The organism is Mesorhizobium sp. M0184, assembly GCF_040322215.1.
Taxonomy (GTDB): domain Bacteria; phylum Pseudomonadota; class Alphaproteobacteria; order Rhizobiales; family Rhizobiaceae; genus Mesorhizobium.
In genome coordinates this window covers 1-24477 of the sequence record NZ_JAMYSZ010000039.1, presented here as the reverse complement: position 1 = coordinate 24477, position 24477 = coordinate 1, and the positions used below count along the sequence as shown (strand labels likewise).

The following is a 24477-nucleotide window of genomic DNA, read 5'->3' as shown; positions in this document are numbered from 1 at the left end:
TCCCCGCCAAATCAGATGTGTGCGCACGCTAGCCCACAAGGGGAGAAGGAAGAAGGAGCGGCGCTGGCCCCGACAATTGGTCCTCTGCAAGGCTACGCCTCGAGCCAAACCTTCTCGAAATGCTGCTCGAGCGACTGGTGCTGCTCGCAGCCATGCACGCCCTTGCGGTAGGTGCGGTAGACCGAGCGCCAGTAGGGCTGGATGATGATGCCGGAATCGCGGAGATTCTGTTCGATCTTGGCCATGAGCTCCTTGCGGGCGCCGGGATCGGGCATCGCCAGCGCCTTGTCGAGCAGACTGTCGAATTCCGGATCGGCGTAGGCGCTCTCGTTCCATGCGGCGCCAGACTTATAAGCGAGCGCCAGCACCTGGACGCCGAGCGGCCGGCCGAGCCACTCCGTGCAGGAGAAAGGATATTTGCTCCAGTCGTTCCAGAAGGTCGCGGCCGGCAGCACGGTGCGCTTGATCTTCAGCCCGGCCTCGCGCATCTGCGCGGCGATGGCGTCGCCGGTGCTCTTCTGCCAGTCGACGTCGACCGAGATGAGTTCGTATTCGTGGTCGGCCTTGCCGGCCTCGGCGAGCAGGGCCTTGGCTTGATCAATGTTGCGGACGGCCGGGCCGATATCGGCATATTCGGGATGCATCGGCCCGACATGATGGTTCTCGGCAGGCTTGCCGCGGTTGTCCATGCCGATCTTCAGCACGGCGGCGTTGTCGACGGCGAGCTGGGCGGCGCGGCGCACCTTGATGTCGTCATAGGGCGGATTGCCGATATTGAACCGCGCGACGATGGTCGAGCCGGTGGCGATTTCCGAATTGCTCAGGCCCATGGAGTCGGTCTGCGCAACCGTGTCGGAGGCGGTTTCGTGGTCGGTGTCGATCTCGCCCGATTCGAAGGCCGACAGCATCGCATTGGGGTCGGAGCCGTAGTCCACCCATTTGATGCCGTCGAGGTAGAACTCGCCCTTCCACCATGGCTTGTCTTTGCGGCGGACTTCGGCGCCGACCTCGGCGTCCCATGCCACGAGTTCGCAAGGCCCGGTGGTGATCGCCAATGCCTTCAGCGGATCGCCGTCGCCTTCATAGCTGCGGTGCATGATCAGCGCCGGGTAGTCGGCCATGCCGGCGATCAGCGAAATGTCGGGCTTTGGCAAATTGAGCCGCACGGTGACGTCGTCGACGCGCTCGATGCCGCCGTCGACGGGCTTCTTGGTATCGGCGTTGACCAGTGCGCCCATGCGCGCGGCGACCGAATTGCCGGCGACGGACGCATCGCACCAGCGCGTCAGATTGTGGATCACGTCGTCGGCGTTGAAGGTGTCGCCGTTCGACCAGGTGATGCCCTTGCGGACATGCAGCGTCAGCACGCGGGCGTCGTCGCTGGTTTCCCAGCTCTCGAGCAGCCATGGCTCGAAGGTGAAGTCGCGCTTCCAGCGCACCAAATATTCGTTGCACTGGCGGGCGACGTTGGACATCTCGACGCCGTCGAAGGTGCGCGGATCCTTCCAGCCCTTGACGTTCATGGCAACGCGCAAGACGCCGCCGCGCTTCGCCTCCTCGGCCCTGGCCGGTGACGGCGCAAGCCCGCCAAGCGCCAGCGCGCCGGCAGCGCTGACGCCGAGCGCAGCCATGGTAGCGAGATATTCGCGCCGGTTCATCTGGCCGTTCTTGAAGCCATCGGCGACGGGCCCGGCCTGCGGATGCAGTTTTCGATCGGTCAGCATGAACTTCATTGTCGTCATTCCCCTGTTGTTGGGCACCTCTGCCGATCGCCAAACGCGGGGGACGGATGCGATCGCCGGAGCGCCATTGCCTCGGGGATGATAGGGCGAGCTCCCGTGGGGGAGTGTTCGGACTTCCGCAGTTCTTGTGCGCTGTTCCGCAAGCGGAAGGTCCCCTCACCCGGATTGCCAACCGAATTGCGAAGGGCAATTCGGGCAATCCGACCTCTCCCCCGGGGGAGAGGAGGTCGCCTGCGTTGATGCCAGGCTCTTCTCCCCAGCGGGGAGAAGGTGGACGCGAAGCGGCCGGATGAGGGGGCCTTCGCAACCTCAGTAAGGCCAGTCGCCTTTGCCGAGCGCGGCGATGGCCGCAATGATGCGCCCGAAGGCTTCGCCGGCTCGCGGCACGGTCTTGCGGGCGCGTAGAAAGCTATGCACGAGGCGCGGCTCCTCATGCCACCAGGCGCGACCGCCGGCGGCCAGGATGCGGTCGCGATAGGCCTCGCCTTCCGAGGACAGCGGGTCGCATTGCGCGGTGACGATGACCGTCGGCGGCAGCCCGGAGAAGTCGGTGTCGCTGAGCGGCGAAAAGGTCGGGTCGTCCTGCGACTGTCCCTTCGCCGACCGGATCTCGCGATAGAACTCGATGTCGCGCAACGTCAGCAGCGGCGCTTCGGCGTGCTTGACATAGGAGCCGGCGCTCTCTTTGCCAACTGGTTCCGGGCCGCCCAACTCGGGATAGATCAGCACCTGGCCGATCGCATGGCGAGGATGGCGGCGTGTCGCCTGCGCCACTGCTGCGGCCAGGTTGCCGCCGGCGCTTTCGCCGCAGAGCACGATCGGCAGGCCGGCCGTTGCCGCGGCCCATTCGAATACGGCCAGCGCATCGTCGAAGGCGGCCGGATGCAGATGCTCGGGCGCCAGCCGGTAATCGGCGGACAGCACGGCAAAGCCGGTGCCGGCGCATATCTCGGCGCAGATGTCGTCATGGCTGTCGAGCCCGCCAAGGACGAAGCCGCCGCCGTGATAATAGACAACCATCGCCTGCGGCGCCGTGCCCGCCATCTGGTAACGCCGGACCGGGATCGCACGGTCGCCGGAAGGAACCGCGCTGTCGCTGGCCTTGACGCCGGGTGGGTAGGGCTCGCGAAACATCCGGCACATGGCATCATAGACCGCCCGCTGCCTGTCGATCGGCATGTAGACGATTTCGGGCGGATACCACTCGTTGACCCGATCGATATAGGCCCACAGCTCCGGATCGAGCAGCGTTTGGTATTTTCCGCGCCCTCTCGTTCCGGGTCGCTCGGCCTCGGTGATCATCGCTGCGCGATCCCGCTCAGAGCTCGGCGTAGAGCCGGGCAGCATTTTCATAGCTGAAGCGCAGCGGCACCGAGCCCTCGACCTGCCAGGCTTCAACCGTCTCGCCTGCCAGCAGCCGGCAGGCGCCGTCGGTGGTGGTGACGGCACCGCCATAGAGCCGGTTGGCAAGGTTGAGGATGGCCGTCTGGTGCATCGCCGTGCTGCCGCTGCCGCAGGCATCCTTGACCAGCAGCACTCGAAACCCGAGCGCCACCGCATCCTTGACGGTGGCATCGATGCAGGCCTCGGTCCAGACGCCGGCAACGACCAGCCACTCGATGCCGTCGGCCTTCAGCCGCTCGGCGGCAGGCCCCGCGCGGAAGGCGCTGGCATCGGTCTTGACCAGCATCATCTCGCCTGTCGCCGGGCCCACTTCCGCGCAGATCGCAGTCAGCGGATCGTCCTTGTCGGAAAACGCCGACTTGCCGCTGGCCTCGACCGGGTGGAGCGGCCGCGCCGTGGCGAGATCGACGATATAGGCCCAGTGGTAAAGGGGCACATTGTTGGCCCGCGCCGCCTCCTGCAGCCGCTGGACGTTGGCGAGGATGTCGCCATAGCCTTCGACCAGATAGCGCTTGTCCCGCCGATGCTCCTCCTGGAGATCGATGAACACCGCCGCCACCTTGCCGCGCTTGATCGAGATCGGGCTTTTCATGCAACACTGCCTGTCAACACTCAAACATGCCTGTCAAGGAAAACATCCTCATAGGGGAAGCGCGACAGGAGCTCGGTGCCGGTCTCGGTGATCAGGATCTCGTCTTCCAGCTTGACGCCCTCGCGGCCGCCCTTCTCGCCGATATAGCTTTCGACGCTGACCACCATGCCGGGCACGATGACCCCGTCTCGGCCATAGGTCTCGTAGTCCATGGCGTGCGCTATGAACGGCGTTTCGCCATGCATGCCGACGCCGTGCATGACCGAGGTATAACGCTGGTCGACGAAGCGGTCCGGTATCTTCCAGGCCTTTTCGGCAATCTCGCGAAACGCCATGCCCGGTTTGACGACCCCGATATTGTGCTGAACCTGGTCGTGCGCCATCTTGTAGAGCGACTTCTGGTAATCGGTCGGCCTGCCCGGGCCGCAGCGGAAGGTGCGCGAGAAATCCGAATAATAGCCGTAGCAGCCGATCGTGTCGGTATCGAGCGCCAAGAGTTCGCCCGGCCTGATCTTGCGGCCGCTCGCCTCGTTGAACCACGGATTGGTGCGCTGGCCCGAGGTCAGCAGCCGGGTCTCGACGAACTCGCCGCCTTGCCGGATCACCTCACCATACATGATGGCGAACAGCTCGTTTTCGGAAACGCCAGGCTTGATCGCCTCGCGCACCGCATAGACCGCAGCCTCGGCACCAGCCATCGACACCTGCAGGCATTTTACTTCCTCGGGCGTCTTGACCGCGCGCACCGCCAAAATCTCGCCCTGGCAATCCCGCACCTCGCAGCCGCGCTTTTCCAGCGCCAGTGCCTGCAGATGGCTGCAGCGGTCAAGGCCGAGCTTCATCGAGCCGCCGCCATGCGCCTTGAGCAATTCGGCGATCTCATCGGCGAACGGGCCGGCGGTCTCGTCGTCGCGGCCTGACACCGATGACCAGACCAGCTTGGACGGACGCGCCTCGTCGATCGTGTCGAGCACCATCGAGACATGGTAGCTCTGCGGATATTCGAACAACACGATCGGCCCTTCGGTGGGGACGAAGAAGTAGCGCGTCGAGTTGCGCAGGAAATAGCCGAACATGTTGCGCGAGCCGGTGGCGTAGCGCTGGTTGTAGGGGTCGAACAAAACGACGCCGCCATAGCCGGCCTCGCGCATCCAGGCGCGCAGCCTGGCCAGCCGGCCCTTGCGCAGCGCGTCGGCGTCGATGAAGGACGGCTCGGTGTCCGACAGCCACATGCCGCCGGCCGGATCCGCCGCCGCCGGATGGCGCATGCGATCCTTGAAGTCGACATCCTCGGTGCTGTCGGGGTCAAAAACGACGATGCTCATGGGTGCCTCCTGGAAGCGGGGAAGATGAGCCATACGTCGTTCAGAGGCTGTGCGAGATGCCGCATATGTTGTGCCGGATGCCGCAGCCCCGACGCGCCGGCGATCCTTCGCGCCCCTCTCTGTCCTGCCGGACATCTCCCCCACGAGGGGGGAGATCGGCAGCTTCGCCGATGGAGCTACTCTCGCGATGTTGGCAATTGGCGAAAGCGGAGGCGACGGCCAATCTCCCCCCTTTGTGGCCCTTTGTGGGGGAGATGCCCGGCAGGGCAGAGAGGGGCGCTGTCCCGCCAACATCCGAAATACCTAATGCCTCCGCATCACCTTCGGCGCATGGCCATGCTCCTCCCGGAACGCCCGCGCAAAGCTCGACATCGAGGCGAAACCGCAGGCCAGCGCGACGTCGCGCACCATCAGCGTCGAATGCGCCAAGAGGTCGGCGGCACGCTTCAGCCGCAGGCGGCGGTAATAGCCGTTGGGCGAGATACTGAGTTCGGAGCGGAAATTGCGTTCGAGCTTATCGGAGGAGACACCAAGTCGCCCCGCCAGTTCCGCCATGCCGAGCCGCTCCTCCACCGCATCCTCCATGATGGCGATGGCCGACAGCACCAGTTCGTTCTGCACGCCGGTCCGCAGCCTGAGCGGCATCAGCTTGCGGTCGACGCTGGAGCGCAGCGGGCTGTGCACGAACCATTCGGCGACGCCGGCGGCCAGTTCGGCGCCATAATCGCTGGTGATGATCTCCAGCATCATGTCGAGGCTGCCGACGCCACCGGCCGAAGTGAAGCGCTTGCGGTCGATGACATAGAGATCGCGCCTCAGCTCGATATCCGGAAACGCTTCGGTGAAGGCAGCCTGGCTGGTCCAGTGCAAGGTGCAGGCATGACCGTCGAGCAGGCCGGCCCGAGCCAGGAAGAAGGCGGCATCCGCCACCGCACCGATATGGGCGCCGTCGCGCAGGCTCCTGCGGATCCAGCTCACCGCATCGTGCGCGACGAGATGATCGGCATCGCCGCCCGAGCAGACGACGACGCGATCGACCTTCGGCGCGTCATGGGCGGCAAAGCCGGGCTGGATGACGACGCCGTTCGAGGCCTCCACCGGGCCTTCGGCGGCGCCGACGATGATCCAGCGATAGCAGTCCCGCTTGGCCAGCACGTTGGCGGCGCGGAGCGGCTCGATCACCGAGCTGAACGCCATCATCGGAAAGCCTGGGAAGACCAGGATGGCAAAGGTTAGGGGGGTGTCGCTTGCCGTCGGTTGGTTGCGTTGTCGGTTGTTCATAGCTTATGGAGCCAAAAGGATCGGGACGCTACAATTCAGGCAGATGCGCCCTGGGTCAACGGAATAGCGTGCAAGCTTGGGGGTGCGACGCAGAACAATTGCCGCTTGTCGGCGATCCCTCACACCCCCCTCTGTCCTGCCGGACGTCTCCCCTTCGCCGTCCCGTCCGTTTCAGCGTTGGAGATTGGCGAAAGCGCAAGATAATGGCCAATCTCCCCCCTCGTGGGGAGATTCCCGGTAGGGGCAGAGGGGGCGCCGTCCCGCCGACGTCTCGCTATCCGGCTCAACTGGCCAGCGCCCGATCCAGATCCGCAATCAGATCATCGCCGTCCTCGATCCCGGCCGACAGCCTTACCAGCGAATCCGAAATCCCGATCTCGGCGCGTTTTTTCGCCGGGATCGAGCCGTGCGTCATCAGCGCCGGGTGCTCGATCAGGCTTTCGACGCCGCCGAGGCTTTCGGCCAGCGTGAACAGTTGCGTATGTTCGAGGAAGCGTTTGGTGCCGGCGAGGTCGCGGTCGAGCTCGACCGTGATCATGCCGCCGAAGGCGTGCATCTGCCGCCTGGCGATGGCGTGCTGCGGGTGGCTGGGCAGGCCGGGATAGATGACACGGCGGATGTCGGGACGGCTTTCCAGCCAGTGCGCGATCTTCTGGCCGTTCGACGAATGACGCTCCATCCTCAGCGCCAGCGTCTTCAAGCCGCGCAGCGCCAGGAAACTGTCGAACGGCCCTGAAATGGCGCCGATGGCGTTCTGCAGGAATTTCAGCCGGTCGGCGAGATCCTTGTTGTCGCCGACCACGGCGACGCCGCCGACCATGTCGGAATGGCCGTTGAGGTATTTCGTCGTCGAATGGACCACGATGTCGATGCCGAGCTCCAGCGGCCGCTGCAGATAGGGGCTGCAGAAAGTGTTGTCGGCGACTGAGAGCACGCCTTTGCGCCTGGCAAGTGCTGCGACGCCTTCGAGGTCGACGACACGCAGCAGCGGGTTGGTCGGCGTCTCGACCCAGAGCATTTTGGTTTCCGGGCGGATCGCCGCCTCGACCGCGGCAAGGTCGGTGAAGTCGACGAAGTCGACCTGCAAATTGGCCGAGCGCTTGCGCACCCGTTCCAGCAGCCGGAACGTGCCGCCATAGATGTCGTCGGTCGCGACGATATGCGCGCCTGAATCGAGCAATTCGAAAATGGTTGCGATCGCCGCCAGCCCCGAAGCGAAGGCGAAGGCGGCTGTGCCGCTTTCGAGGTCGGCCACCGCGCGCTCGAAGGCGAAGCGGGTCGGGTTCTGGCTGCGGGCATATTCAAAGCCCTTGTGCACGCCCGGGCTCTGCTGACCGTAGGTCGACGTGGCATAGATCGGTACCATCACCGCGCCCGTCGTCGGGTCGTGGCTCTGGCCGCCATGGATGGTGCGCGTCGAAAAGGCGAGGCGGTTTTTGCCCGATACGGTGGCTTTGACGGTCATCGGGCGCGCCTCAGATGGTTGATCAGGTCGATGCGTGTTATCAGGCCGATGAATTCGTCGCCGTCGAAGACGATGGCGACCTCGTTGCGATCGAAGACCGGCAGCAACGCGTCCAGCGTCTGGCTGGCTTGCAGCGTGTGCAGGGTAGAGGTCATAGCCGTACTGACCGGGGCCTTGAAGCGGTCCCAGCGGCTGTCATAGGGGCCTTCGACCTTGGCGAGGATATCGCTTTCGTCGATGATGCCGACGAGCTTGCCCTCGTCCAGCACCGGCAGCTGCGAGACATCCGATCGGCGCATGAGGCCATAGGCGTTGAGCAGGCTTTCGTCCGGGCCGACGGACACGACATCGCCGGTGCGGAGCGTGCGCATGACCAGGTCGCGCAGATCGCCATGCTGCTCCTGCTCGGCCAGGCCCTGCTCGACCAGCCAGAAATCGTCGAAGACTTTCGACAGGTACTTGTTGCCGCTGTCGCAGACGAAGGTGACGACGCGCTTCGGCACCGTCTGCTCGCGGCAATAGCGAAGCGCTGCCGAAAGCAGCGTACCGGACGACGAGCCGGCGAGAATGCCTTCCTTCGAAAGCAGGTCGCGCACCGCAAGCATGCTCTGCTTGTCGGGGATGGAATAGGCCTTCCTGACCAGCGACAGATCGGCATTGGGCGGCACGAAATCCTCGCCGATGCCTTCGACGGTCCAGCTTCCGGCCTCTACCATCTTGCCGGTCTTGATCAACGGTGCCAGCACCGAGCCGACCGGATCGGCCAAAATCATCTCGGTCTTCGGCGAGACTTTCGCAAAATAACGGCCGAGCCCGGTCAGCGTGCCGCCGGAGCCGACGCCGACGACCACCGCATCGACATCGCCTCCGAGCTGTTGAAAGATTTCCGGCCCGGTCGTGGTTTCGTGGGCCAGCGGATTGGCCGGGTTGGCAAACTGGTTGGCGTAGAAGGCGCCGGGCAACTCGGCGGCGATCTTTTCGGCCATGTCCTGATAATATTCGGCATGGCCCTTGCCGACATCGGAACGCGTCATGCGCACTTCCGCGCCGAGCGCCCGCAGATGCTGGATTTTTTCGCGCGACATCTTGTCGGGCACGACGAGGATGATGCGGTAGCCCTTGGGGATGCCTACCTGGGCGAGGCCAAGACCGGTATTGCCGGCAGTCGCCTCCACGATGGTGCCGCCGCGCTTCAGTCTGCCCTGTTTTTCGGCGGCGGCAATCATCGACAGCGCTATGCGGTCCTTGATCGAGCCGCCGGGATTCTGGCTTTCGAGCTTGATGAACAGCCGGCACTTGCCGATGTCGAATTTGGTCAGCTCGACGACCGGTGTCTGCCCGATCAGGTCGAGAACCGAGGCATAGGGCGGGCGCAGGCGGGACGATGCATCGTCCGGTGCCACGATCTTGTGCTTGCTCATGTCAGATGCTCCGTTGCCAGAATGAGCAACCGCCCTGGAAGACGGCAACCTACCGTCTTTTCCAGCCGTTTGCAGTTGGAAAGAAGATAGATCGTGCCAATCCGGCCGCCAGCAGGGGAATGGAATTTCGAGAAAGCTTCGCCGGCCTGCAGGCAGGGCAAAAGATTTGCAGAACCTGCCTGGGACTAAACGCACCATCTCGTTCGTTGCCGCCGCCGATTCCGCCATGCTACCCGGCGTTGGGCGAACAGCAATGCAAGGAATGGCCGATGAAGATTCTTGCCTATGACAATTTCAAGCCCGGCGTCACGCTCGACGATTTGCGGCCTTATCTGCGCGACGAAGTGTCGAATGTCTGGCGGCTCTGGAAGGCGGGGATCGTGCGCGAGAATTATGCGCGCGGCGATATTGGCGGCGTCATCATCGTCTTCGAGCTCGACAGCGTCGCGGAAGCGCGGCGCTACACTGAGGACTTCCCGCTGTCCAAGGCCGGGCTGCTGGAATGGCACTTCATCGCCTTCGACGCGCCATTGCCGCTTGAATTCCTGTTCGATCCGACGGTCGATATCGCCAAGCCATGGGACCGGACGGCGGCATGATCCGGGCGAGCGACGGGATCGAAATCCCGGCCAGCCTGGCTGAGTGGTGCGATCCGCGCCGCACGGCGCTGGTGGTCTACGACATGCAGGTCGGCATCTGTCGCCAGGTGGCCGGCGCCGCGACCATCGTCGAGTGTACCGGCACGGTGCTGGAAGCGGCGCGCAGGGCCGGAATGCGGGTGGCGTTCACGCGCCATCTGTCGCTGCCGCGCAAATGGATGGGCGCGACGCAGCTGCGCACCGCCATGGCCTGGCAGCGGCGCGACAGCCCCGACACGGTCGAGCCGTGGTTCCCGCGCGACGCCGAAGCGACGCGGATCGTGCCCGAGCTGGAACCCCGCGATGACGAGGCGGTGTTCGACAAGCTCACGATGTCGGCCTTCGATTCCACCGCGCTCGGCTTTGCCTTGCGCGATTGCGGCGTGCGCACGATAGCGCTCGCTGGCATCGCCATAGAGATCGGCATCGAGCCGACCGTTCGCCAGGCGACCGACAATGGCTTTGTCGCCATGGTAATCGAGGACGCCTGTGGCTTCGGCAACCGCGAAGCGCGCGACCGCTCGATGGCGACGCTACGCTTCCTCGGCGAAGCCGTCGTCACCGACGTCGCAAGCTTCTGCAGCGCGCTTGCCGGCGCGGGTTGAGGGCAATCGGCTTGCCGCGCGACCCACCGTTTCACGGCAACGCCGAACCGCTCCATCGCTTTGTCTTCACACATTGCGGACGGAAAACCGCTCCGCGCTTTTCCCGGAACCGCTCTAGGTGGTGGCTGCGCTGTCGGTGCGAAAGCGCACACCCTCGGCGCGGCCATGCACGCTGCCCCAGTCGTAGAGCGCCTGGAGCGCGGCGGCGAGATCACCGCCGCGACCGGTCAAGGCGTAGCGCCCCTTGCCGTCGGGCGACGTCTCGAGCGTGACGAAGCCGATCTCGACAAGCTCGGCCAGGCGCTGCGTCAGCATCTTGTCCGAGAGCGAGGGGATCAGCCGGCGCAGGTCGGAATAGCGCATCGGCTGTTCCTTGATGCGCGCCAGGATCACCGTCTTCCATTTGCCGCCGAGCGCGTCGAGCGCGAACTCGACCGGACAGCCGTAGAGTCTTCCGCGTTGGGTCATGCGCCATGGTAGGCAAGGCACGGTGACCACGAAAGCAGAATTTGCCCGGCCATCTGGCCAGAGTCGCGGCTCACGGCCTCGCCGACTACAAAATCCATGGAGGAGAACGAAGACGAGCGTGCGCGACACCAATCCGGTCAATGCGAGACAGCCGAAACGTGTGGCGTCATCGCCTGGCTGTCTCGACCACCACGGGCTGGCCGGTCGGCTCTGGTGGAGCGAGCTCCCGCACCCCTGGTTCGTCTTCAGCGAACGCGGTTATGCCGTCGAGGTCTTTTCACCCAACGGCGGCGGTCTTGCATCCGAATTGCGTCAAGACGAAGGGAGCCTCATCCGAGCAAGCGCTTGCTCAGCCGCGCGCACTGCACGCGAATATCGGGAATGGCGTCGATTTCGAAGAAGGTGCCGCGCGTCAGTGGCCCGACGGCGAGGATCTTGGCGGATACCGTGCCGTCGCCGGCGATGACCTCGCAGTTCGCGGTCACGTCGAGGCCGAGGCGCAGCGGATCCGGCCGTGCCAGCCCACGCTCGACCAGCGACCGCACCACGCTGTTCGAGGTGGTCGAGATGTCCCTGGCGATGCCTGTGCAATCATAGATGCGAGCAAAGTCGAACCTTTCGAGGTGCTGCGTGTGGCGCGACTGGACCTGTACGCTGAAACCGTCGCCGGCGGCGATCTCGACGACGCGCCCGGCGACAAGGCGGATGCGGCCCGCTTGCACCGCCTCGGCAACGCGGGCGTAGACTTCCGGCGCCATGCGATGGCGGTGGATGTCCCACCAGGCCTTGGTGTGCTCGACGAAGCGGCGCTTGGCCGAGGACGGCCAGTTCTGCCAGATCTTCTGGTTGAAGGGTCTCAGACCGTCGACGACGTCGCGCCAGTCGATGCCGGCCTTCTGGTTTTCCCGGATCAGGTCGCGGAACCAGCCGACGAAATAGGAAAGCTGGGTGCCGAGCGGAATGTCGGCAACGTCGAGCTTGATCGGATTGCCCTTGCGATGCGGCGAAGGCAGCAGGCCGCGCCGAGACACCGCGACGATCGCGCCGCGGTGGCCGCGCTGCTCGAGCGACAGGAAGGCATCGACCATGCTCAAGCCCGTGCCCAGCACCAGGACTCGGGCTTCGGGGTCGAGCGCAGTGTCCGCCTCGGATCCCATCCTGATCGCATGCCCCTGCCCCGCCCCCGGCTCTTCGTCGTGGCCGGTGGCGAGCACGGCAAGATGCGCAACCACGCTGGTGCCGTTGGCCAGCGCCACTTCGACACCTGACGCGGTCGGCGAGATCGACAGGCTCTCCTCGCGGATCAGGCGCAGCCGGCCCGTCTGCTGCTCACGCGCCTCGAGCTCGTCGAGCAACTCCTTGAGATAGCGGGCGTAGACGCTGCGCGGCGCATAGACCGGCGCCTGTTCCGGCGTTGCCAGGCCGCGTTCAAGCAGCCAGCGCGAGAAATTGCCGGGATCGTCGGCATAGGCGCTCATGCCCGACGCGCTGACATTCAGCACATGCGCCGACAGCAGCGTTGAATAGGCCATGCCTTGCCCAAAATGAGGTCGTTTTTCGATCAAGCTGACACGTAGATCGGGATTGGGCGACTTCAGCAGATGCGCGGCAAGCACGACGCCGCTGGCACCGCCACCGACAATGATGATCGAACTTGGCGTAGCGCGCACGGTCATGCGCACACCAGCTGTCCTGGCGATCGTCGCCGGCTCAGGAGAGATTGGTTCAGGCTTGGATTTTCAACGCCGCCGAAAAATCCTCGTCGCCGGCGATGTCGCGCATTTCGGCGAGGCTGCGCTGGTCCAGCACCTCGGCGATGGCCTGCCGGACCTCCAGCATCAGGTGTCGGACTTGGCATGTCGCCTCGTTGCAGTCTTCGCAGCGCTGATACTGGGTGCGGCTGGCGCAAGGAATGGGGGCAAGCGGTCCGTCGAGCACCCGCACGACGTGGCCGACCTTGATCTCGTCCGCCGGGCGTGCCAGCCGGTAGCCGCCCTCCTTGCCCTTGCGGCTCTGAACGAAACCGGCATTGCGCAATTCGCCAAGGATGGCATCGAGGAACTTCTTCGGAATATTGTTTCCTGTGGCGATGTCGTTGACGAAGGCGAGCTGTCCAACCGGCAGGCGCGCCAGATGGACGAGCGCCTTGAGGCCGTATTTACCTTTTTTCGTGAGCATAACCCGAACGTTTCTCTGTCATGCGATGGCGCAAGGCCACCGGTTGCGAAACGCCTGGCGTGCCTCCCCGCCGCGTCCAAGCTGTCACTACAGATAAATTCTAGTGACATGATATACAAGCCGAGAAACGTTGATTTTGCTTCGTTTTCACGCCGCAATGGCCATTTTGGCCGGGGCTTGTGCTCTTGGAAGCACAGAAGCCGCCGCCAATGGCGTACCGCCAAACTGGCGGGCGGCAGGAATGTCCCCATCGGCGAGAATACCGACAGCAGTTTCTGCCCCTGAATTTGAAGGCCAAAGCATGCCGCGCGCGGCAACAAGGAGGGTGGCGTCGCTCATCGTCCTCTCCAATCCTTCAATGTCGATAAGGATACTAGACTTAACCGCGAACACAGGGAACTTGTTTCCAATTTCTTGGCTACTCGCAGCATGGTTTGCCGATGCAGGGGCGAAAACGGGAAAATCCTTGGTGCGCGCATGGACGACGTGGAAGAGGTTCCCCGGGCAAGGACGATGGTTCTCACCCGGGCCGTCCCGTCACCCAGAAGCGTGCGAATGTGCAACTGCCATAGCCAGATGACTTTTTCTAACAAGACCGAACCGATTGGAAGGATTTAACTCTACAAGAACGATAGAGTTAGGTGACTATGAAACGCAATCCGGGTTTTTCTCGTTTTCCAAGGAGCCTTTCATGTCCACCATTTCGCGACGTATCGTTCTCTTGTCCTCGGCGGCCTTGGCTGGTGCGGCCTTTCTCGGCCCAGCCGATGCGCAGGACCTCAAGATCACTATCGGCTACCAGACGGTCGTCGAACCCTCGAAGGTGCCGCAGGCCGACGGCGCCTATGAGAGCGCGACCAAGGCGACAATCGACTGGCGGAAATTCGATTCCGGCGCCGACGTGATCGCGGCGATCGCTTCCGGTTCGGTCGACATCGGTTATGTCGGCTCGAGCCCGCTGGCGGCGGCGGCGAGCCACGAGCTTCCCATCCAGACAATCTTCATTGTCGGGCTGATCGGCGAATCCGAAGCCCTTGTCGCCCGCAACGGCGCCGGCATCGAGAAGGCCGCCGACCTTGCCGGCAAGAAGGTGGCGGTGCCCTTCGTTTCGACGACGCATTACAGCCTGCTTGCCGCGCTGAAGCATGAGGGTGTCGACCCGAAGTCGGTCGATATTCTCAATCTGCGGCCGCCGGAGATCGCGGCGGCATGGGCGCGCGGCGACATCGACGCCGCCTATGTCTGGGATCCGGCACTCGGCCAGATCAAGACTTCGGGCAAGGTCGTGCTGGATTCCTCGCAGGTCGCCGCCTGGGGCGCGCCGACCTTCGACGCCTGGATCGTGCGCACCGACTTCGCCGAAAGGAACCCGGAAGCGGTGCGCGACTTCGTCAAAGTGACGGGCGCGGCCTATGCCGAGTTCCTGGCCAAGCCGGACGTCTGGTCGGTGACGTCGCCGCAAGCGGCGAAGATCGCCACGATCACCGGGGCCAAGCTGGAGGACGTGCCGCAACTATTGAGGGGCTATGTCTTCCCGACGCTCGAGGAGCAAGCCTCGGACAAGTTCCTCGGTGGCGGCACGGTCAAGGCGGTCGAGGCGACATCGGCCTTCCTCAAGGAGCAGGGCAAGATTGACGCCGTGCTGCCGGATTATTCGAAATACGTGTCGTCGAAATATGTCAGCGAAGCGCTTGCCTCGAACTGACGCCAACGCGCGCGGTTCTCCTTCCCTGACGCCGCGTGCTCCCTGCCCCGAACCGCTTGCGAGGAGCGGCTTCGGGGCAGACAGATTCGGAATATCGGCGAGGTTCCCATGACGCATCTCGTGCTCGACAAGGTCTCGGTCCACTATGACGGTCAGCCGGCGCCGGCGGTCGAAAATGTGTTGATTGAAATCGCCAAGGACGACTTCGTTGTCCTGGTCGGCCGCTCCGGCTGCGGCAAGACCTCGTTGCTCAACGTCGCTGCGGGCTTGGTCGAGCCTGTGCGCGGACGCGCCACGATTGGCGGCAGGCTGATCACGGCGCCAAGCTCTGAGCGCGCCGTCGTGTTCCAGAACGACGCGCTGTTTCCGTGGCTGACCGCGCGGGAAAATGTCGCCTTTGCGCTCAGGCTGCGCGGTGTCAGGGCGGCTGAACGGGCGCGGCGCGCCGACAAGCTTCTGGCGCTGGTGAAGCTCGACGGCGCCGGCGATAAGCGCATCTGGGAGCTTTCCGGCGGCATGCGCCAGCGGGTCGGCCTGGCCCGGGCGCTGGCGGCCGAGCCGCAATTCCTGCTGCTCGACGAGCCGCTGGGCGCGCTCGATGCGCTGACACGCGAACGCATGCAGACAACGCTGCTCGATCTGTGGACGGCAAGCCAGGTCGGCGTGCTGATGGTCACGCACGGCATCGAGGAAGCCCTGGTGCTGGCAACCCGTATCATTGTGCTCGCTCCCGGCCCTGGCCGGGTGGTGTGGAGCTTCGAGACCGGCTTCAGCCGGCGCTATGCAGCCGGCGAGGCCATTCGCAGCATCAAGGCCGATCCCGCCTTCGCCGCGGCGCGCGGCGAGTTGACCGACGCGATCTTCGAAGGGGAGGCAGCATGACCGTTACCTCCTATACCGAGCGGCCGCAGCGCTCCAAGGTCGACGACGGAGCCGACGCGCTGTCGGTGCCATGGTCGCGGCCGCGGCCGAGACGCAGCCGCGTTTCGGCCCGCGTGGTTAGCGCGATCACCATTCTGATGATGCTGGCGGCGTGGACGGTATCGGCCCGCCTGCAATTGGTGTCGCCGGTTTTCCTGCCGTCGCCCGTGGCAGTCTGGAACAAATTTGCCGTCGTCGCCCGTGACGGCTTTGTCGACGCGACGCTGCTCCAGCATATCGCCGCCAGCGTGTGGCGGGTGTTTGCGGCGTTGATCATCGCCCTTGTCATCGGCGTTCCCATCGGGCTGGCTATCGGCATCAGCACGATCGGGCGCGGCATCTTCGATCCGCTGCTCGAGTTCCTGCGGCCGATCCCGCCGCTCGCCTATCTGCCGCTGATCATTATCTGGTTCGGCATTGGCGAGCCGTCCAAGATCCTGGTGATTGCCATTGCCATGCTGGCGCCGGTCGCGCTGTCGACGGCATCGGGTGTTCGCGGCGTCTCGAAGGAGCGCATCAATGCAGCGCGCTCACTTGGCGCCACGCAGCGCCAAGTGATCAGGCACGTGATCCTGCCCAGCGCGCTGCCCTCGATCCTGACCGGTCTGCGCATCGCGCTTGGCGCCGGCTGGTCGACGCTGGTTGCCGCCGAGCTGGTGGCAGCGACACGCGGGCTCGGATTCATGATCCAGTCCGCGGCCCAGTTCCTCGTCACCGACGTGGTGGTGATGGGCATACTGGTGATCGCGGCCATTGCCTTCGTCCTCGAATTCATCATCCGCAGGATCGAGCGGGTGCTCGTCCCGTGGGCGGGGCGGGAGTAACCGGACCGGAGACGTGACGATGCCCCATTCCACCGCTGTACTGTTTGCGCATTTCGGCCATTGGCTCCGCCGGATCAAGGCCGGAGACAAACAGCCGCCTGACGGCGAACGCAAAACGCCGACGCCGGTGCATCTGGACGCGGAGCGCAACCGCCTGCCGCCGCGCGACGAAAGTTTCTACTGGGGCTGGCAGTACTGGTCGCGGTGACCGACTGCCAGGGTCCGCTGTGCGCTGCTCTGAAGGGAGCTTGAGCATGGACGCGTGCTCAACCACGCGAGCGGTTTGCCCAGGCCAGGCCGACCAGGCCGACCAGCACCGTCACGATGCCGACATAGAGCCATTGCGACTGGCCGGTCATGAAGCTGCCACCGATAAGGCCGATGCCTTGCAATGACCACAGCACGCCGGTGGCGAGCACAATCAAGGCCAGCAGATTTTTGATCAATCTCATTGCTGAAACTCCTTTCCAAGTCGATCGTCAGCCGCGTTCCGGCCGGAATGGAACAGCTAAAAGAAGCGGTTCGGTCACGCCAACTTCTACTTAGATGCTAACCTCTGATCCTGCGCAAGACATGCGGAGATCGGTGCAAAGATCATCAAAGAAGCTGTGTCGTGCTGCGGAAACTCTCTGACAAATTGTTTCGCACCGACTCCAAACGTGTAACATTGTCATGGAACCGACAGATCATTGCCGCATTTGCTGCCTCATTCGCCCCTAACCGCTGCGGGTCTGTCAACGGAGCCAGTCCCCAACACATGAACAAAAGCAACCGGACCGCGCTTGTCGCGGCCACTATCGCGGCTGGCCTGATGGTCGGCGCATCCAGTGCCAGCGCCGCCGCGCAGTGCGGCCGTGCCTCCTGGTACTCACTGCATTCCAGAACCGCTTCCGGCGAACGCATGAACCCGTCGGCGCTGACCGCAGCGCATCGCAGCCTGCCGTTCGGCACCAAGCTGAAGGTGACCAACCGCAACAATGGCCGCAGCGTCGTCGTGCGTATCAACGACCGCGGCCCGTTTATCAGGGGCCGGATGCTCGATCTGTCGAAGGGCGCCGCCAGCCAGCTTGGCTTCATCAGCTCGGGTCACACCGCTGTCTGCATGGCACGGGTCTAACGGCCGCCACGGCCGGACACCGCCTCCGACGCTCGTCCCCAATAGCCGTGCTGCTTGCCAGGCCTTCGCAGGTGCACATTGAGCCGGCTGTTGCCGTTCTAGGCGGATTCTCAACGCCTTGGACGAAAGAACGAGCATAAATCACGCAAGTTGACGTATTGCATCGCAGCAGATTGTTGCTAACTTCCCTGCAAGGCATTCAAGGCTCGGCGCTGCTCGTCGGCCCTTCGATCGCAGTCGGCAGCGGGGTTCTCGATGTTCTACCAGCTCTACGAACTGAACCACGCCGCCTTGCAGCCGGCGCGCCTCTATGCCGATGCGATGCGCCTGTTCTACTCCAATCCGCTCAATCCGGTTTCACACACGTCCTGGGGCCGCTCGGTTGCGGCAACGGCCGAACTGTTCGAGCGCACGACGCGCCGCTACAGCAAGCCGCAATTCGGCCTGACCAAAACCGTGGTCGACTGGAAAACCGTCGAGGTCAGCGAACGCACGGTCTGGTCGCGGCCGTTCTGCAACCTGGTTCGTTTCGAACGGGCGGTTCCGGCCGGGCGCCGGCCGGATCCGAAGCTGTTGATCGTCGCGCCGATGTCGGGCCACTACGCGACGCTGCTGCGCGGCACGGTAGAGGCGATGCTGCCCTATGCCGACGTGCATATCACCGACTGGGTCGACGCCCGCATGGTGCCGCTGGCCGACGGCAGCTTCGATCTTGACGACTATATCGACTACATCGTCGACATGCTGCATGCGCTGGGCCCCGACACCCATGTGATGGCGGTGTGCCAGCCTTCGGTGCCGGTGCTGGCGGCGGCGGCACTGATGGAAGCCAAGGGTGATCCGTTCGTGCCCTCGACGATGACGCTGATGGGCGGGCCGATCGACACGCGCCGCAATCCGACGGCGGTCAATCTGCTGGCGCAGGAAAAGGGCATCGACTGGTTCCGCGACAACGTCATCATGCGCGCGCCCTGGCCGGTGCCGGGCTTCGGCCGCGAGGTCTATCCCGGCTTCCTGCAGCTTTCGGGATTCATGAGCATGAACCTCGACCGCCACATCATCGCCCACAAGGACTTCTTCATGCACCTGGTGAAGCATGACGGCGACAATGCCGAGAAGCACCGCGAGTTCTACGACGAATATCTGGCGGTGATGGATCTGACGGCGGAATTCTACCTGCAGACCGTCGACACCGTGTTTGTCCGCCAGGCCTTGCCCAAGGGCAAAATGACGCATCGCGGCGTGGCGGTCGACCCTTCGGCGATCCGCAATGTCGCCCTGTTCACGGTCGAGGGCGAGAACGACGACATTTCCGGCCTTGGCCAGACCAAGGCTGCGCACGACCTGTGCATCAACATCCCGGCCGACAGGCACGCCCATTACATGCAGCCGGCGGTCGGCCACTATGGTGTGTTCAACGGCTCGCGCTTCCGCTCCGAAATCGTGCCGCGCATCGTCGATTTCATTACCAGCTACGGCCGTCAGAATCGGGTTGCGGTGAAGCCCAAGCTGGTCAGGACCGGCAAGAAATAGGCAACCAGTGATGATGCCCGTCAATCCGCATCAGGTCGGTCAATGCCAAAATCATCGGTTGGCGGGGCCGTGCGGCCGTCGACCTGTTGCACAATAGTCGCGTTGGCGCCACGCGGGTAACCATGCCGCAAAAATCAATCCATCCTCATAATTGACACGGACTGTAAATACCCCTTAACGTTTCGTTAACAACAAGGGACAAGCGGGGACAATGATTTCCTCACCAATGGCGAGAACGCTGCGCCTGTGCGCGCTGGCTGGACTTACTGTGGCGGCAGGTTGGGCCGGTTCGGCCTCGGCAGCCAGCCCGATGATAACAGGTGGCCCGACCTCGCAGCCGATCGGCCATTATGATTTCTGCAAGAGCTACGCGTCCGAATGCTCGATCCGCCCGAAGGATCTGTCGCCCGCCAGCCTGACAGGCTCGCTGTGGCGCAAGCTGCTCAGCGTCACGGCAAAGGTCAACGCGGCCGTCAAGCCGGAGAGCGACTTCGACATCTACGGCAAGGATGAGGTCTGGGCCTATCCCGACAAGGGCGTTGGCGATTGCGAGGACTATGTCCTGGAAAAGCGCCGTGAGCTGAACCGGCTGGGCGTCTCGTTTGCCGATCTGCTGATGACCGTCGTGCGCAAGCCGGATGGCGAAGGCCACGCTGTGCTGACGGTGCGCACCGACAAGGGCGACTACATCCTCGACAATCTGACCGACCAGGTCCGTTCCTGGGACCAGACCGGCTATCGTTTCCTCAAGCGACAGGCGATCGACAATACCGGCCGCTGGGTCTCGATCCGCGGCGGCCAGCAGGTGCTGGTCGGCTCGGTCCAGTAACAAGGCAACTCATTTCGGCTGTGCCAGCGCGGCGCGGATCGACGCAATGATGCGGCGAAGCTCGGCTTCGTCGAGCTTTTCGATGTTGTCGGCCAGGAGATTGGCAAGCTCGGTCGCCGCAGGGCTAAGACCCGACGTGTCGAGCTTGACGCGCGGATGCGAGGTTTCGGCCAACCGCGCCAGTTCCTCGGCCTCGTCCCAAATGATGTTGAAATAGCCGATGATCTTCTGGATCAGCGTCCAGCTCGGCGCACCGCGGCGGCCGTGTTCGAGCGCCGAGAGATAGGCCGCGCTGACGCCGATCGCCTTGGCCATGTCCTTCTGGCTGACGCCGCGCTCGTTTCTCAGCACGCGAAGCTTTTCGCCGAATGGGGTCACAAGCGCACCTTCATGGGTGCATCCTCATAGGTGCGTCCCTCATGGGCGTGTCCTCATGAGCGAGCCCGCCGCAAGCGGATGTAGAGCGCACCCGAGCCGCCATGTTTGCGGGCGGCATGGTCGTGGCTGGAGACGAGGGGCCGGAAGGCGGGTGTCGACAGCCATGACGGCACGGCGCGCCGCAAGACGCCATCGCCGCCCGACGAGGAACCCTTGCCGGTGATCACAAGGACGTAGCGGATGCCGCCGGCATGCGCCCGGCACAGGAAGGAAAACAGCAGCGAATAGGCTTCGTCCTGGGTCAGGCCATGCAGGTCGACGCGGCCTTCGATCGGCAGCCGGCCCTTCGACAGCTTGTCCAGCGTCGGTTCGTCGAGTGCGTGGGAGACATGCTGCGCCTTCGGCTTTGCGGCCGTGGCAGCATTGCCCGCGACCTGTGCCGGCGGCGGCGCGTGCCTGGCCTCGTCGATCTCCGGCCCGATGTCTGGAATTTCGACGGCGGCTTTGCCCTTCAGCGGTTTTGCCGTGCGCGCCACCAGGTTCCATAGAACCCGGTCGTCCTCACTCAGCCTGTCGATGCGCCGGGTCATCGGCCTGCTCCTGAAACCAGCGGCCGGGGGATCAACGCATAAAAATCGGCGGCGTTGCGGATAACGCCGGCGATCTCGCCGGCCGCATCGCCCGACCCGGCAAACAGATCACCGCGAGCCGGCCCGGTGATCGCCGAGCCGGTGTCCTGCGCGATCATCAGCCGCCGGAACGGTTTTCCGTCGAAGACGGTCAGCGACGGTGCATCGATATGGAAGGGCGTGCCGAACGTGTGCAGCAGCCGGTCGACGGCGATCGAGCGGCCGGGTGTCAGCGCCACCTTGGCGGCAGCGATCGGGCCGAGCTCTGGGTCGTCGACGCCCATCTCGCGGAAGAAGATGTAGGAGCGGTTGCGCCAAAGGATCTCGTCGACGCGTTCCGGATGTGCCTTGAACCAGGCACGGATCGACTGCATCGTCACTTTCTCCAGCGGGATCTCGCCTTCCTCGCTCAAGATCTTGCCCGGTCCGGTAAAGCGCTGGCCGGATTTGGCGGCATAGGTGATGCGGCGAAGCCTGCCGTCGGTCATCTTGAGCCGCGCCGCGCCCTGCACGTGGATGAAGAAGGCGTCGACCTTATCGGCGAGCCAGGCGATTTCCAGCCCTTTTCCGGCAAGCGCGCCGCATTCGATCTCGCCGCGGTCGAAATATTCGACCGGGCCGTTCGGCGCCGCACGAGCAAAGGCGAGATAAGGATCCAAGCCTGAAGGACGATTGCCGTCGTCGATGTCGACAAGATCGGCCGGGCGGGCCAGCAATGGCACCGGAAACTGCTCCGTGCGTACCGGCGAGGCGTCGACCTCCGGCTCATAAAAGCCGGTGACCAGGCCGGGACCACCATCTTCGGCATCGATACGGGCCGGAACGAAATGGCGCTCGAAAAAGCTTCGGGCCTGCAACCGACTCGCCGGCGAAACGGTGCGCGCTTCGGCATAGGCGTCGGCAAAGCCATTGTAATCGACGCCGAGCGCGCCGGAGCGGTAGGGTTTGGTCAGGACATGAAAGGCCGACCGGCGAAAGGCCTCAAAGGCAGGGAGATGGTCGTCCTCGCCCCAGCCCGGCAATTCGCCAAAGGATTTTTCGCTGAAGGCTCGAGAAAGCGACACGACAGCCTCCGCCGCCGTCCAGTTCAGTCTTCTTCTTCGGTGGCGACGAGCTTCCAGTTCGGATCGCGCGAGCGCGCGTCACGAGCGAAGGTCCAGACATCTTTGACCTCGGCGACGGTTTCGGGATCGCCGTCGATGACGGCGCCGGCCTTGTCGCGGGTCGCCGAAATCAGTTCGCTGACGATGCGCAGCGTGATGTGCGCCTCGCTGCCCTTCATCTCGGCCGAAACGATGTCGGCCTTTTCGATGCCGACGAAGGAGGACTGGATCTTTTCGGCTTTCGCCTCACGGTCGCCGATGGCCGCGACGAAGCCGTCATAGACCTCGCGCGACAAAAGGTTCTTCAAGGTTTTGCGGTCGCCATCGGCGTAGGCCATGACGATCATCTCATAAGCCATCTTGGCGCCGTCGACGAAGGTCTTCGGGTCGAAGGTCGGATCATTGTCCTTGATCGCCCGCAGGCCCCGGTTGAGATCGGTGTCCGGCTTGACAAAGGCATCGATCGCCACATAGGCATCGGCCGCCGGCTCTCCCGCCAGCCGCTTGCGCGGCAGCGAAACCACGTTCTCGGGTTTCTGGGTGGCATCCTTGTCGTTTTTGCGCGCTGCCGTATATGGATCGAAGGGTGGGCGCTCGTTGCCCGTGCGTCGGCCAAGCACGTTGCGCAGTTGGAAGAAGATCACCACCGCCGCAATCAGAAAGAAAATCGTGCCGAAGTCGAAGAAGCCCATATCTTGCGCCAATCAATCCCTGCTTTGGCCGGACCAGCGGCCAAGCAAGGGCCGCGATCACATAGCGTTCAGTATCCAGAGCATATAGAACGCATGGCGCAATCATTCAAATCAAAGGCAGCCATACCTATCTAACAGCTCTGGTGCCAGCGGCGATTGCTCGCCGGCCGGCAAAACATCGAAAACGATCGGTCAAGATTTGCGTATCTCGCTGCTTCCCCTGTTCATTCTCGCGCTTCCGCTGCTGGAGATAGCCGGTTTCGTTATTGTCGGCCGCCAGGTCGGCGCGCTGGCGACAGTCGGCTTGGTGCTGGCCTCGAGTGTCGCCGGCGCCTTGCTCCTTCGACACCAGGGTTTTGGCGTCATGGCCAGGGTACGTGCCGAAATGGATGCCGGGCGTGATCCGAGCGGCCAGCTTGCGCATGGCGCCATGATCGTGCTGGCAGCGATCCTTTTGATCATCCCCGGCTTCATCTCGGATATTTTCGGCCTTCTGCTGTTCCTGCCGCCGGTGCGCGATCTTGCCTGGCGGATGCTGAAAGGCCGCATCGTGCTGGCAACCGATTTCAGCAGTGGTTTGCGGGCAAGGCAACGCGGCAAGACCATCGATCTCGACGACGGCGACTATTCGCGGGCCGACGACCATACGCGCGGACCGGGTTCTCCCTGGCGCCGCCTCAAGGACGAGTAGCTGCAAGGCAACCGGCGTCTTTTGCAAACTTGTCTTGTCGGGCCGGCCATGATAGCGAACGCCCGAATTTCAATCCGGTCAGCAACGCTGCCCAGGCAAAAGGACCACAGCTTATGGCCAGCAACGACGACGCGCCGACCGGCGCAGCCAACGGTAATGGAAATGCGGCGCAGCCTTCGCTCAACGTGCTTGCACAATATGTAAAGGACCTGTCCTTCGAAAGCCCCGGCGCACCGAACTCGTTGCGCGGCCGCGACAAGGCTCCGGGCATCGCCATCAATGTCAACGTCAACGCCAACCCGCTTTCGGACAAGCAGTTCGACGTCAATTTGACGCTGAACGCAAAAGCGTCGTTCGACCAGGAAGTGCTGTTCAACGTCGAGCTGGTCTATGGCGGCGTCTTCTCCATCAGCGGCTTCCCGCAGGAGCACATGCTGCCGATCCTGTTCATCGAATGCCCGCGGCTGCTGTTCCCGTTCGCCCGGCAGATCATCGCCGAGGCAACACGCAATGGCGGCTTCCCGCCACTGATGCTAGACCCGATCGATTTCGCGCAGATGTTCCAGCAGAAGTTGGCCGAGGACCAGGCTGCCGCCAAGGTCAAGGTGAGCTGAAGCGGTTGTCTCGCTAGCGTTTGGAAAAACCCGGCCTTGCGCCGGGTTTTTTGTTTGAGACGCCGGCGGGGCAGCACCCCCCCCTCTGGCCTGCCGGCCATCTCCCCCTCAAGGGGGGAGATCGGACTTCACGTCAGCCTTCGCCAATCCTTCATCGCCGCAGGAATGAGCGAGACGCTGGGTCTGCCAAGATAGTGTGCTGAAGGTTCTGCAAAAAGTTTTGGAGAGAGAACGGGACTTGCTCTGAGGGGCGAGCGGCCATGGCACGGTGGTGACGTTGCGATCACCGATTCCCGTGGAAGGGGAAGTGCCATGACCAATC

28 protein-coding genes are annotated in these 24477 nt (G+C 63.8%); 11 read left to right on the top strand and 17 right to left on the bottom strand.

All coding sequences use genetic code 11. From position 1 onward, the window contains the following. Nucleotides 1–92 precede the first annotated feature (92 nt). The 7 genes from NKJ23_RS30160 to NKJ23_RS30130 form a co-directional block, all read right to left on the bottom strand. Entirely contained in the window at nucleotides 93–1733 is a 1641-nt protein-coding gene (locus tag NKJ23_RS30160) for an ABC transporter substrate-binding protein (RefSeq protein ID WP_352684281.1), read from the bottom strand. A gap of 318 nt (nucleotides 1734–2051) precedes the next feature. Next, nucleotides 2052–3044: an alpha/beta hydrolase gene (locus NKJ23_RS30155; RefSeq protein ID WP_352684279.1), complete on the bottom strand. Its 993-nt coding sequence runs from the start codon at nucleotides 3042–3044 to the stop codon at nucleotides 2052–2054. A 16-nt stretch (nucleotides 3045–3060) separates the two neighbouring features. After that, nucleotides 3061–3738, bottom strand: coding sequence for an isochorismatase family protein (locus NKJ23_RS30150; RefSeq protein ID WP_352684277.1), 678 nt, complete (start codon nucleotides 3736–3738; stop codon nucleotides 3061–3063). Nucleotides 3739–3758: 20 nt separating this feature from the next. Next, complete coding sequence (locus tag NKJ23_RS30145; RefSeq protein WP_352684276.1) at nucleotides 3759–5063, bottom strand: M24 family metallopeptidase; 1305 nt, start codon at nucleotides 5061–5063, stop codon at nucleotides 3759–3761. 303 nt (nucleotides 5064–5366) lie between these two features. Then, nucleotides 5367–6344, bottom strand: a complete 978-nt coding sequence (locus NKJ23_RS30140) for a GlxA family transcriptional regulator (protein ID WP_352684274.1) — start codon at nucleotides 6342–6344, stop codon at nucleotides 5367–5369. 283 nt (nucleotides 6345–6627) lie between these two features. Then, nucleotides 6628–7809, bottom strand: coding sequence for a cystathionine gamma-synthase (locus NKJ23_RS30135; RefSeq protein ID WP_352684272.1), 1182 nt, complete (start codon nucleotides 7807–7809; stop codon nucleotides 6628–6630). Then, nucleotides 7806–9230, bottom strand: a complete 1425-nt coding sequence (locus tag NKJ23_RS30130) for a pyridoxal-phosphate dependent enzyme (protein ID WP_352684270.1) — start codon at nucleotides 9228–9230, stop codon at nucleotides 7806–7808. Before NKJ23_RS30130 ends, NKJ23_RS30135 begins: the two co-directional genes overlap by 4 nt. A 269-nt stretch (nucleotides 9231–9499) precedes the next feature. Between NKJ23_RS30130 and NKJ23_RS30125 the strand changes: the two genes are divergently transcribed. Together NKJ23_RS30125 and NKJ23_RS30120 are read left to right on the top strand one after the other, a co-directional pair. Continuing rightward, nucleotides 9500–9829 carry a hypothetical protein gene (locus NKJ23_RS30125; RefSeq protein ID WP_023718782.1) on the top strand — a complete coding sequence of 110 codons (330 nt, stop codon included), beginning with the start codon at nucleotides 9500–9502 and terminating at the stop codon, nucleotides 9827–9829. Beyond that, nucleotides 9826–10473 carry a cysteine hydrolase family protein gene (locus NKJ23_RS30120; RefSeq protein WP_352684268.1) on the top strand — a complete coding sequence of 216 codons (648 nt, stop codon included), beginning with the start codon at nucleotides 9826–9828 and terminating at the stop codon, nucleotides 10471–10473. The genes NKJ23_RS30125 and NKJ23_RS30120 overlap by 4 nt, the downstream gene beginning before the upstream one ends. A 114-nt stretch (nucleotides 10474–10587) precedes the next feature. On the opposite strand, the gene NKJ23_RS30115 is transcribed toward NKJ23_RS30120, so the two are convergent. From NKJ23_RS30115 to NKJ23_RS30100, 4 genes are all read right to left on the bottom strand, one after another. Then, entirely contained in the window at nucleotides 10588–10941 is a 354-nt protein-coding gene (locus NKJ23_RS30115) for a winged helix-turn-helix transcriptional regulator (RefSeq protein ID WP_352570132.1), read from the bottom strand. A 329-nt stretch (nucleotides 10942–11270) separates the two neighbouring features. Beyond that, complete coding sequence (locus tag NKJ23_RS30110; protein ID WP_352684266.1) at nucleotides 11271–12617, bottom strand: FAD/NAD(P)-binding protein; 1347 nt, start codon at nucleotides 12615–12617, stop codon at nucleotides 11271–11273. Nucleotides 12618–12666: 49 nt separating this feature from the next. Continuing rightward, a complete protein-coding gene (locus tag NKJ23_RS30105) occupies nucleotides 12667–13119 on the bottom strand; it encodes an RrF2 family transcriptional regulator (RefSeq protein WP_023675902.1) in 453 nt (150 codons plus the stop codon). Between the two features lie 147 nt (nucleotides 13120–13266). After that, entirely contained in the window at nucleotides 13267–13458 is a 192-nt protein-coding gene (locus tag NKJ23_RS30100; protein WP_352684264.1) for a hypothetical protein, read from the bottom strand. A 352-nt stretch (nucleotides 13459–13810) separates the two neighbouring features. On the opposite strand from NKJ23_RS30100, the gene tauA reads away from it, so the two are divergent. The 4 genes from tauA to NKJ23_RS30080 all read left to right on the top strand — a co-directional run bounded on the left by tauA (nucleotide 13811) and on the right by NKJ23_RS30080 (nucleotide 16777). Continuing rightward, the gene (gene tauA, locus NKJ23_RS30095; RefSeq protein WP_023675904.1) at nucleotides 13811–14824 is read left to right on the top strand and encodes a taurine ABC transporter substrate-binding protein; all 1014 of its coding nucleotides are present in this window, start codon (nucleotides 13811–13813) and stop codon (nucleotides 14822–14824) included. Between the two features lie 108 nt (nucleotides 14825–14932). Continuing rightward, on the top strand, nucleotides 14933–15706 hold the full coding sequence (locus NKJ23_RS30090; protein ID WP_352684262.1) for a taurine ABC transporter ATP-binding protein: 774 nt from the start codon (nucleotides 14933–14935) through the stop codon (nucleotides 15704–15706). After that, complete coding sequence (locus NKJ23_RS30085; protein WP_352684260.1) at nucleotides 15703–16569, top strand: ABC transporter permease subunit; 867 nt, start codon at nucleotides 15703–15705, stop codon at nucleotides 16567–16569. The genes NKJ23_RS30090 and NKJ23_RS30085 overlap by 4 nt, the downstream gene beginning before the upstream one ends. 19 nt (nucleotides 16570–16588) lie before the next feature. Beyond that, nucleotides 16589–16777, top strand: coding sequence for a hypothetical protein (locus NKJ23_RS30080; protein WP_352684258.1), 189 nt, complete (start codon nucleotides 16589–16591; stop codon nucleotides 16775–16777). A 58-nt stretch (nucleotides 16778–16835) separates the two neighbouring features. Here NKJ23_RS30080 and NKJ23_RS30075 read toward each other — a convergent pair whose 3' ends face one another. After that, on the bottom strand, nucleotides 16836–17021 hold the full coding sequence (locus tag NKJ23_RS30075; protein WP_352684256.1) for a hypothetical protein: 186 nt from the start codon (nucleotides 17019–17021) through the stop codon (nucleotides 16836–16838). A gap of 305 nt (nucleotides 17022–17326) precedes the next feature. On the opposite strand from NKJ23_RS30075, the gene NKJ23_RS30070 reads away from it, so the two are divergent. The 3 genes from NKJ23_RS30070 to NKJ23_RS30060 all read left to right on the top strand — a co-directional run bounded on the left by NKJ23_RS30070 (nucleotide 17327) and on the right by NKJ23_RS30060 (nucleotide 20048). Next, nucleotides 17327–17686 (top strand): septal ring lytic transglycosylase RlpA family protein, encoded by a 360-nt coding sequence (locus NKJ23_RS30070; RefSeq protein WP_352453649.1) that lies wholly within the window; start codon nucleotides 17327–17329, stop codon nucleotides 17684–17686. 255 nt (nucleotides 17687–17941) lie between these two features. Continuing rightward, nucleotides 17942–19219 carry a polyhydroxyalkanoate depolymerase gene (locus NKJ23_RS30065; protein ID WP_352684254.1) on the top strand — a complete coding sequence of 426 codons (1278 nt, stop codon included), beginning with the start codon at nucleotides 17942–17944 and terminating at the stop codon, nucleotides 19217–19219. 211 nt (nucleotides 19220–19430) lie between these two features. Continuing rightward, nucleotides 19431–20048 (top strand): transglutaminase-like cysteine peptidase, encoded by a 618-nt coding sequence (locus NKJ23_RS30060; protein WP_352453647.1) that lies wholly within the window; start codon nucleotides 19431–19433, stop codon nucleotides 20046–20048. Nucleotides 20049–20057: 9 nt separating this feature from the next. Here NKJ23_RS30060 and NKJ23_RS30055 read toward each other — a convergent pair whose 3' ends face one another. Genes NKJ23_RS30055 through NKJ23_RS30040 form a run of 4 tightly spaced genes read right to left on the bottom strand, consistent with a single transcriptional unit; the run spans nucleotide 20058 to nucleotide 22850 of the window. After that, nucleotides 20058–20426 (bottom strand): helix-turn-helix domain-containing protein, encoded by a 369-nt coding sequence (locus NKJ23_RS30055; RefSeq protein WP_352570112.1) that lies wholly within the window; start codon nucleotides 20424–20426, stop codon nucleotides 20058–20060. A gap of 53 nt (nucleotides 20427–20479) precedes the next feature. Beyond that, complete coding sequence (locus NKJ23_RS30050) at nucleotides 20480–21016, bottom strand: Smr/MutS family protein (RefSeq protein ID WP_352684252.1); 537 nt, start codon at nucleotides 21014–21016, stop codon at nucleotides 20480–20482. Beyond that, a complete protein-coding gene (gene mltA / locus NKJ23_RS30045; protein WP_352684250.1) occupies nucleotides 21013–22119 on the bottom strand; it encodes a murein transglycosylase A in 1107 nt (368 codons plus the stop codon). The genes NKJ23_RS30050 and mltA overlap by 4 nt, the downstream gene beginning before the upstream one ends. A 23-nt stretch (nucleotides 22120–22142) precedes the next feature. Continuing rightward, nucleotides 22143–22850, bottom strand: coding sequence for a Tim44/TimA family putative adaptor protein (locus NKJ23_RS30040; RefSeq protein ID WP_352684249.1), 708 nt, complete (start codon nucleotides 22848–22850; stop codon nucleotides 22143–22145). A 199-nt stretch (nucleotides 22851–23049) separates the two neighbouring features. On the opposite strand from NKJ23_RS30040, the gene NKJ23_RS30035 reads away from it, so the two are divergent. Further along, the gene (locus NKJ23_RS30035) at nucleotides 23050–23541 is read left to right on the top strand and encodes an FxsA family protein (protein ID WP_023675916.1); all 492 of its coding nucleotides are present in this window, start codon (nucleotides 23050–23052) and stop codon (nucleotides 23539–23541) included. A 113-nt stretch (nucleotides 23542–23654) separates the two neighbouring features. Then, nucleotides 23655–24155: a protein-export chaperone SecB gene (gene secB / locus NKJ23_RS30030; RefSeq protein WP_023675917.1), complete on the top strand. Its 501-nt coding sequence runs from the start codon at nucleotides 23655–23657 to the stop codon at nucleotides 24153–24155. Nucleotides 24156–24263: 108 nt separating this feature from the next. Here secB and NKJ23_RS30025 read toward each other — a convergent pair. Next, a partial coding sequence (locus tag NKJ23_RS30025) for a hypothetical protein (RefSeq protein WP_352684247.1) occupies nucleotides 24264–24477 on the bottom strand: 214 nt, incomplete at its 5' end.

Coding starts and splice junctions, on each gene's coding strand:
- NKJ23_RS30085 (WP_352684260.1), top strand. CDS start 15,703: ATGACCGTTACCTCCTATACCGAGCGGCCGCAGCGCTCCAAGGTCGAC.
- NKJ23_RS30140 (WP_352684274.1), bottom strand. CDS start 6,344: ATGAACAACCGACAACGCAACCAACCGACGGCAAGCGACACCCCCCTA.
- NKJ23_RS30110 (WP_352684266.1), bottom strand. CDS start 12,617: ATGACCGTGCGCGCTACGCCAAGTTCGATCATCATTGTCGGTGGCGGT.
- NKJ23_RS30100 (WP_352684264.1), bottom strand. CDS start 13,458: ATGAGCGACGCCACCCTCCTTGTTGCCGCGCGCGGCATGCTTTGGCCT.
- secB (WP_023675917.1), top strand. CDS start 23,655: ATGGCCAGCAACGACGACGCGCCGACCGGCGCAGCCAACGGTAATGGA.
- NKJ23_RS30145 (WP_352684276.1), bottom strand. CDS start 5,063: ATGAGCATCGTCGTTTTTGACCCCGACAGCACCGAGGATGTCGACTTC.
- NKJ23_RS30135 (WP_352684272.1), bottom strand. CDS start 7,809: ATGACCGTCAAAGCCACCGTATCGGGCAAAAACCGCCTCGCCTTTTCG.
- NKJ23_RS30060 (WP_352453647.1), top strand. CDS start 19,431: ATGATTTCCTCACCAATGGCGAGAACGCTGCGCCTGTGCGCGCTGGCT.
- NKJ23_RS30075 (WP_352684256.1), bottom strand. CDS start 17,021: ATGAGATTGATCAAAAATCTGCTGGCCTTGATTGTGCTCGCCACCGGC.
- NKJ23_RS30090 (WP_352684262.1), top strand. CDS start 14,933: ATGACGCATCTCGTGCTCGACAAGGTCTCGGTCCACTATGACGGTCAG.
- NKJ23_RS30130 (WP_352684270.1), bottom strand. CDS start 9,230: ATGAGCAAGCACAAGATCGTGGCACCGGACGATGCATCGTCCCGCCTG.
- NKJ23_RS30040 (WP_352684249.1), bottom strand. CDS start 22,850: ATGGGCTTCTTCGACTTCGGCACGATTTTCTTTCTGATTGCGGCGGTG.
- NKJ23_RS30105 (WP_023675902.1), bottom strand. CDS start 13,119: ATGCTCACGAAAAAAGGTAAATACGGCCTCAAGGCGCTCGTCCATCTG.
- NKJ23_RS30065 (WP_352684254.1), top strand. CDS start 17,942: ATGTTCTACCAGCTCTACGAACTGAACCACGCCGCCTTGCAGCCGGCG.
- NKJ23_RS30155 (WP_352684279.1), bottom strand. CDS start 3,044: ATGATCACCGAGGCCGAGCGACCCGGAACGAGAGGGCGCGGAAAATAC.
- NKJ23_RS30150 (WP_352684277.1), bottom strand. CDS start 3,738: ATGAAAAGCCCGATCTCGATCAAGCGCGGCAAGGTGGCGGCGGTGTTC.
- NKJ23_RS30115 (WP_352570132.1), bottom strand. CDS start 10,941: ATGACCCAACGCGGAAGACTCTACGGCTGTCCGGTCGAGTTCGCGCTC.
- tauA (WP_023675904.1), top strand. CDS start 13,811: ATGTCCACCATTTCGCGACGTATCGTTCTCTTGTCCTCGGCGGCCTTG.
- NKJ23_RS30125 (WP_023718782.1), top strand. CDS start 9,500: ATGAAGATTCTTGCCTATGACAATTTCAAGCCCGGCGTCACGCTCGAC.
- NKJ23_RS30050 (WP_352684252.1), bottom strand. CDS start 21,016: ATGACCCGGCGCATCGACAGGCTGAGTGAGGACGACCGGGTTCTATGG.
- NKJ23_RS30120 (WP_352684268.1), top strand. CDS start 9,826: ATGATCCGGGCGAGCGACGGGATCGAAATCCCGGCCAGCCTGGCTGAG.
- NKJ23_RS30070 (WP_352453649.1), top strand. CDS start 17,327: ATGAACAAAAGCAACCGGACCGCGCTTGTCGCGGCCACTATCGCGGCT.
- NKJ23_RS30080 (WP_352684258.1), top strand. CDS start 16,589: ATGCCCCATTCCACCGCTGTACTGTTTGCGCATTTCGGCCATTGGCTC.
- NKJ23_RS30160 (WP_352684281.1), bottom strand. CDS start 1,733: ATGAAGTTCATGCTGACCGATCGAAAACTGCATCCGCAGGCCGGGCCC.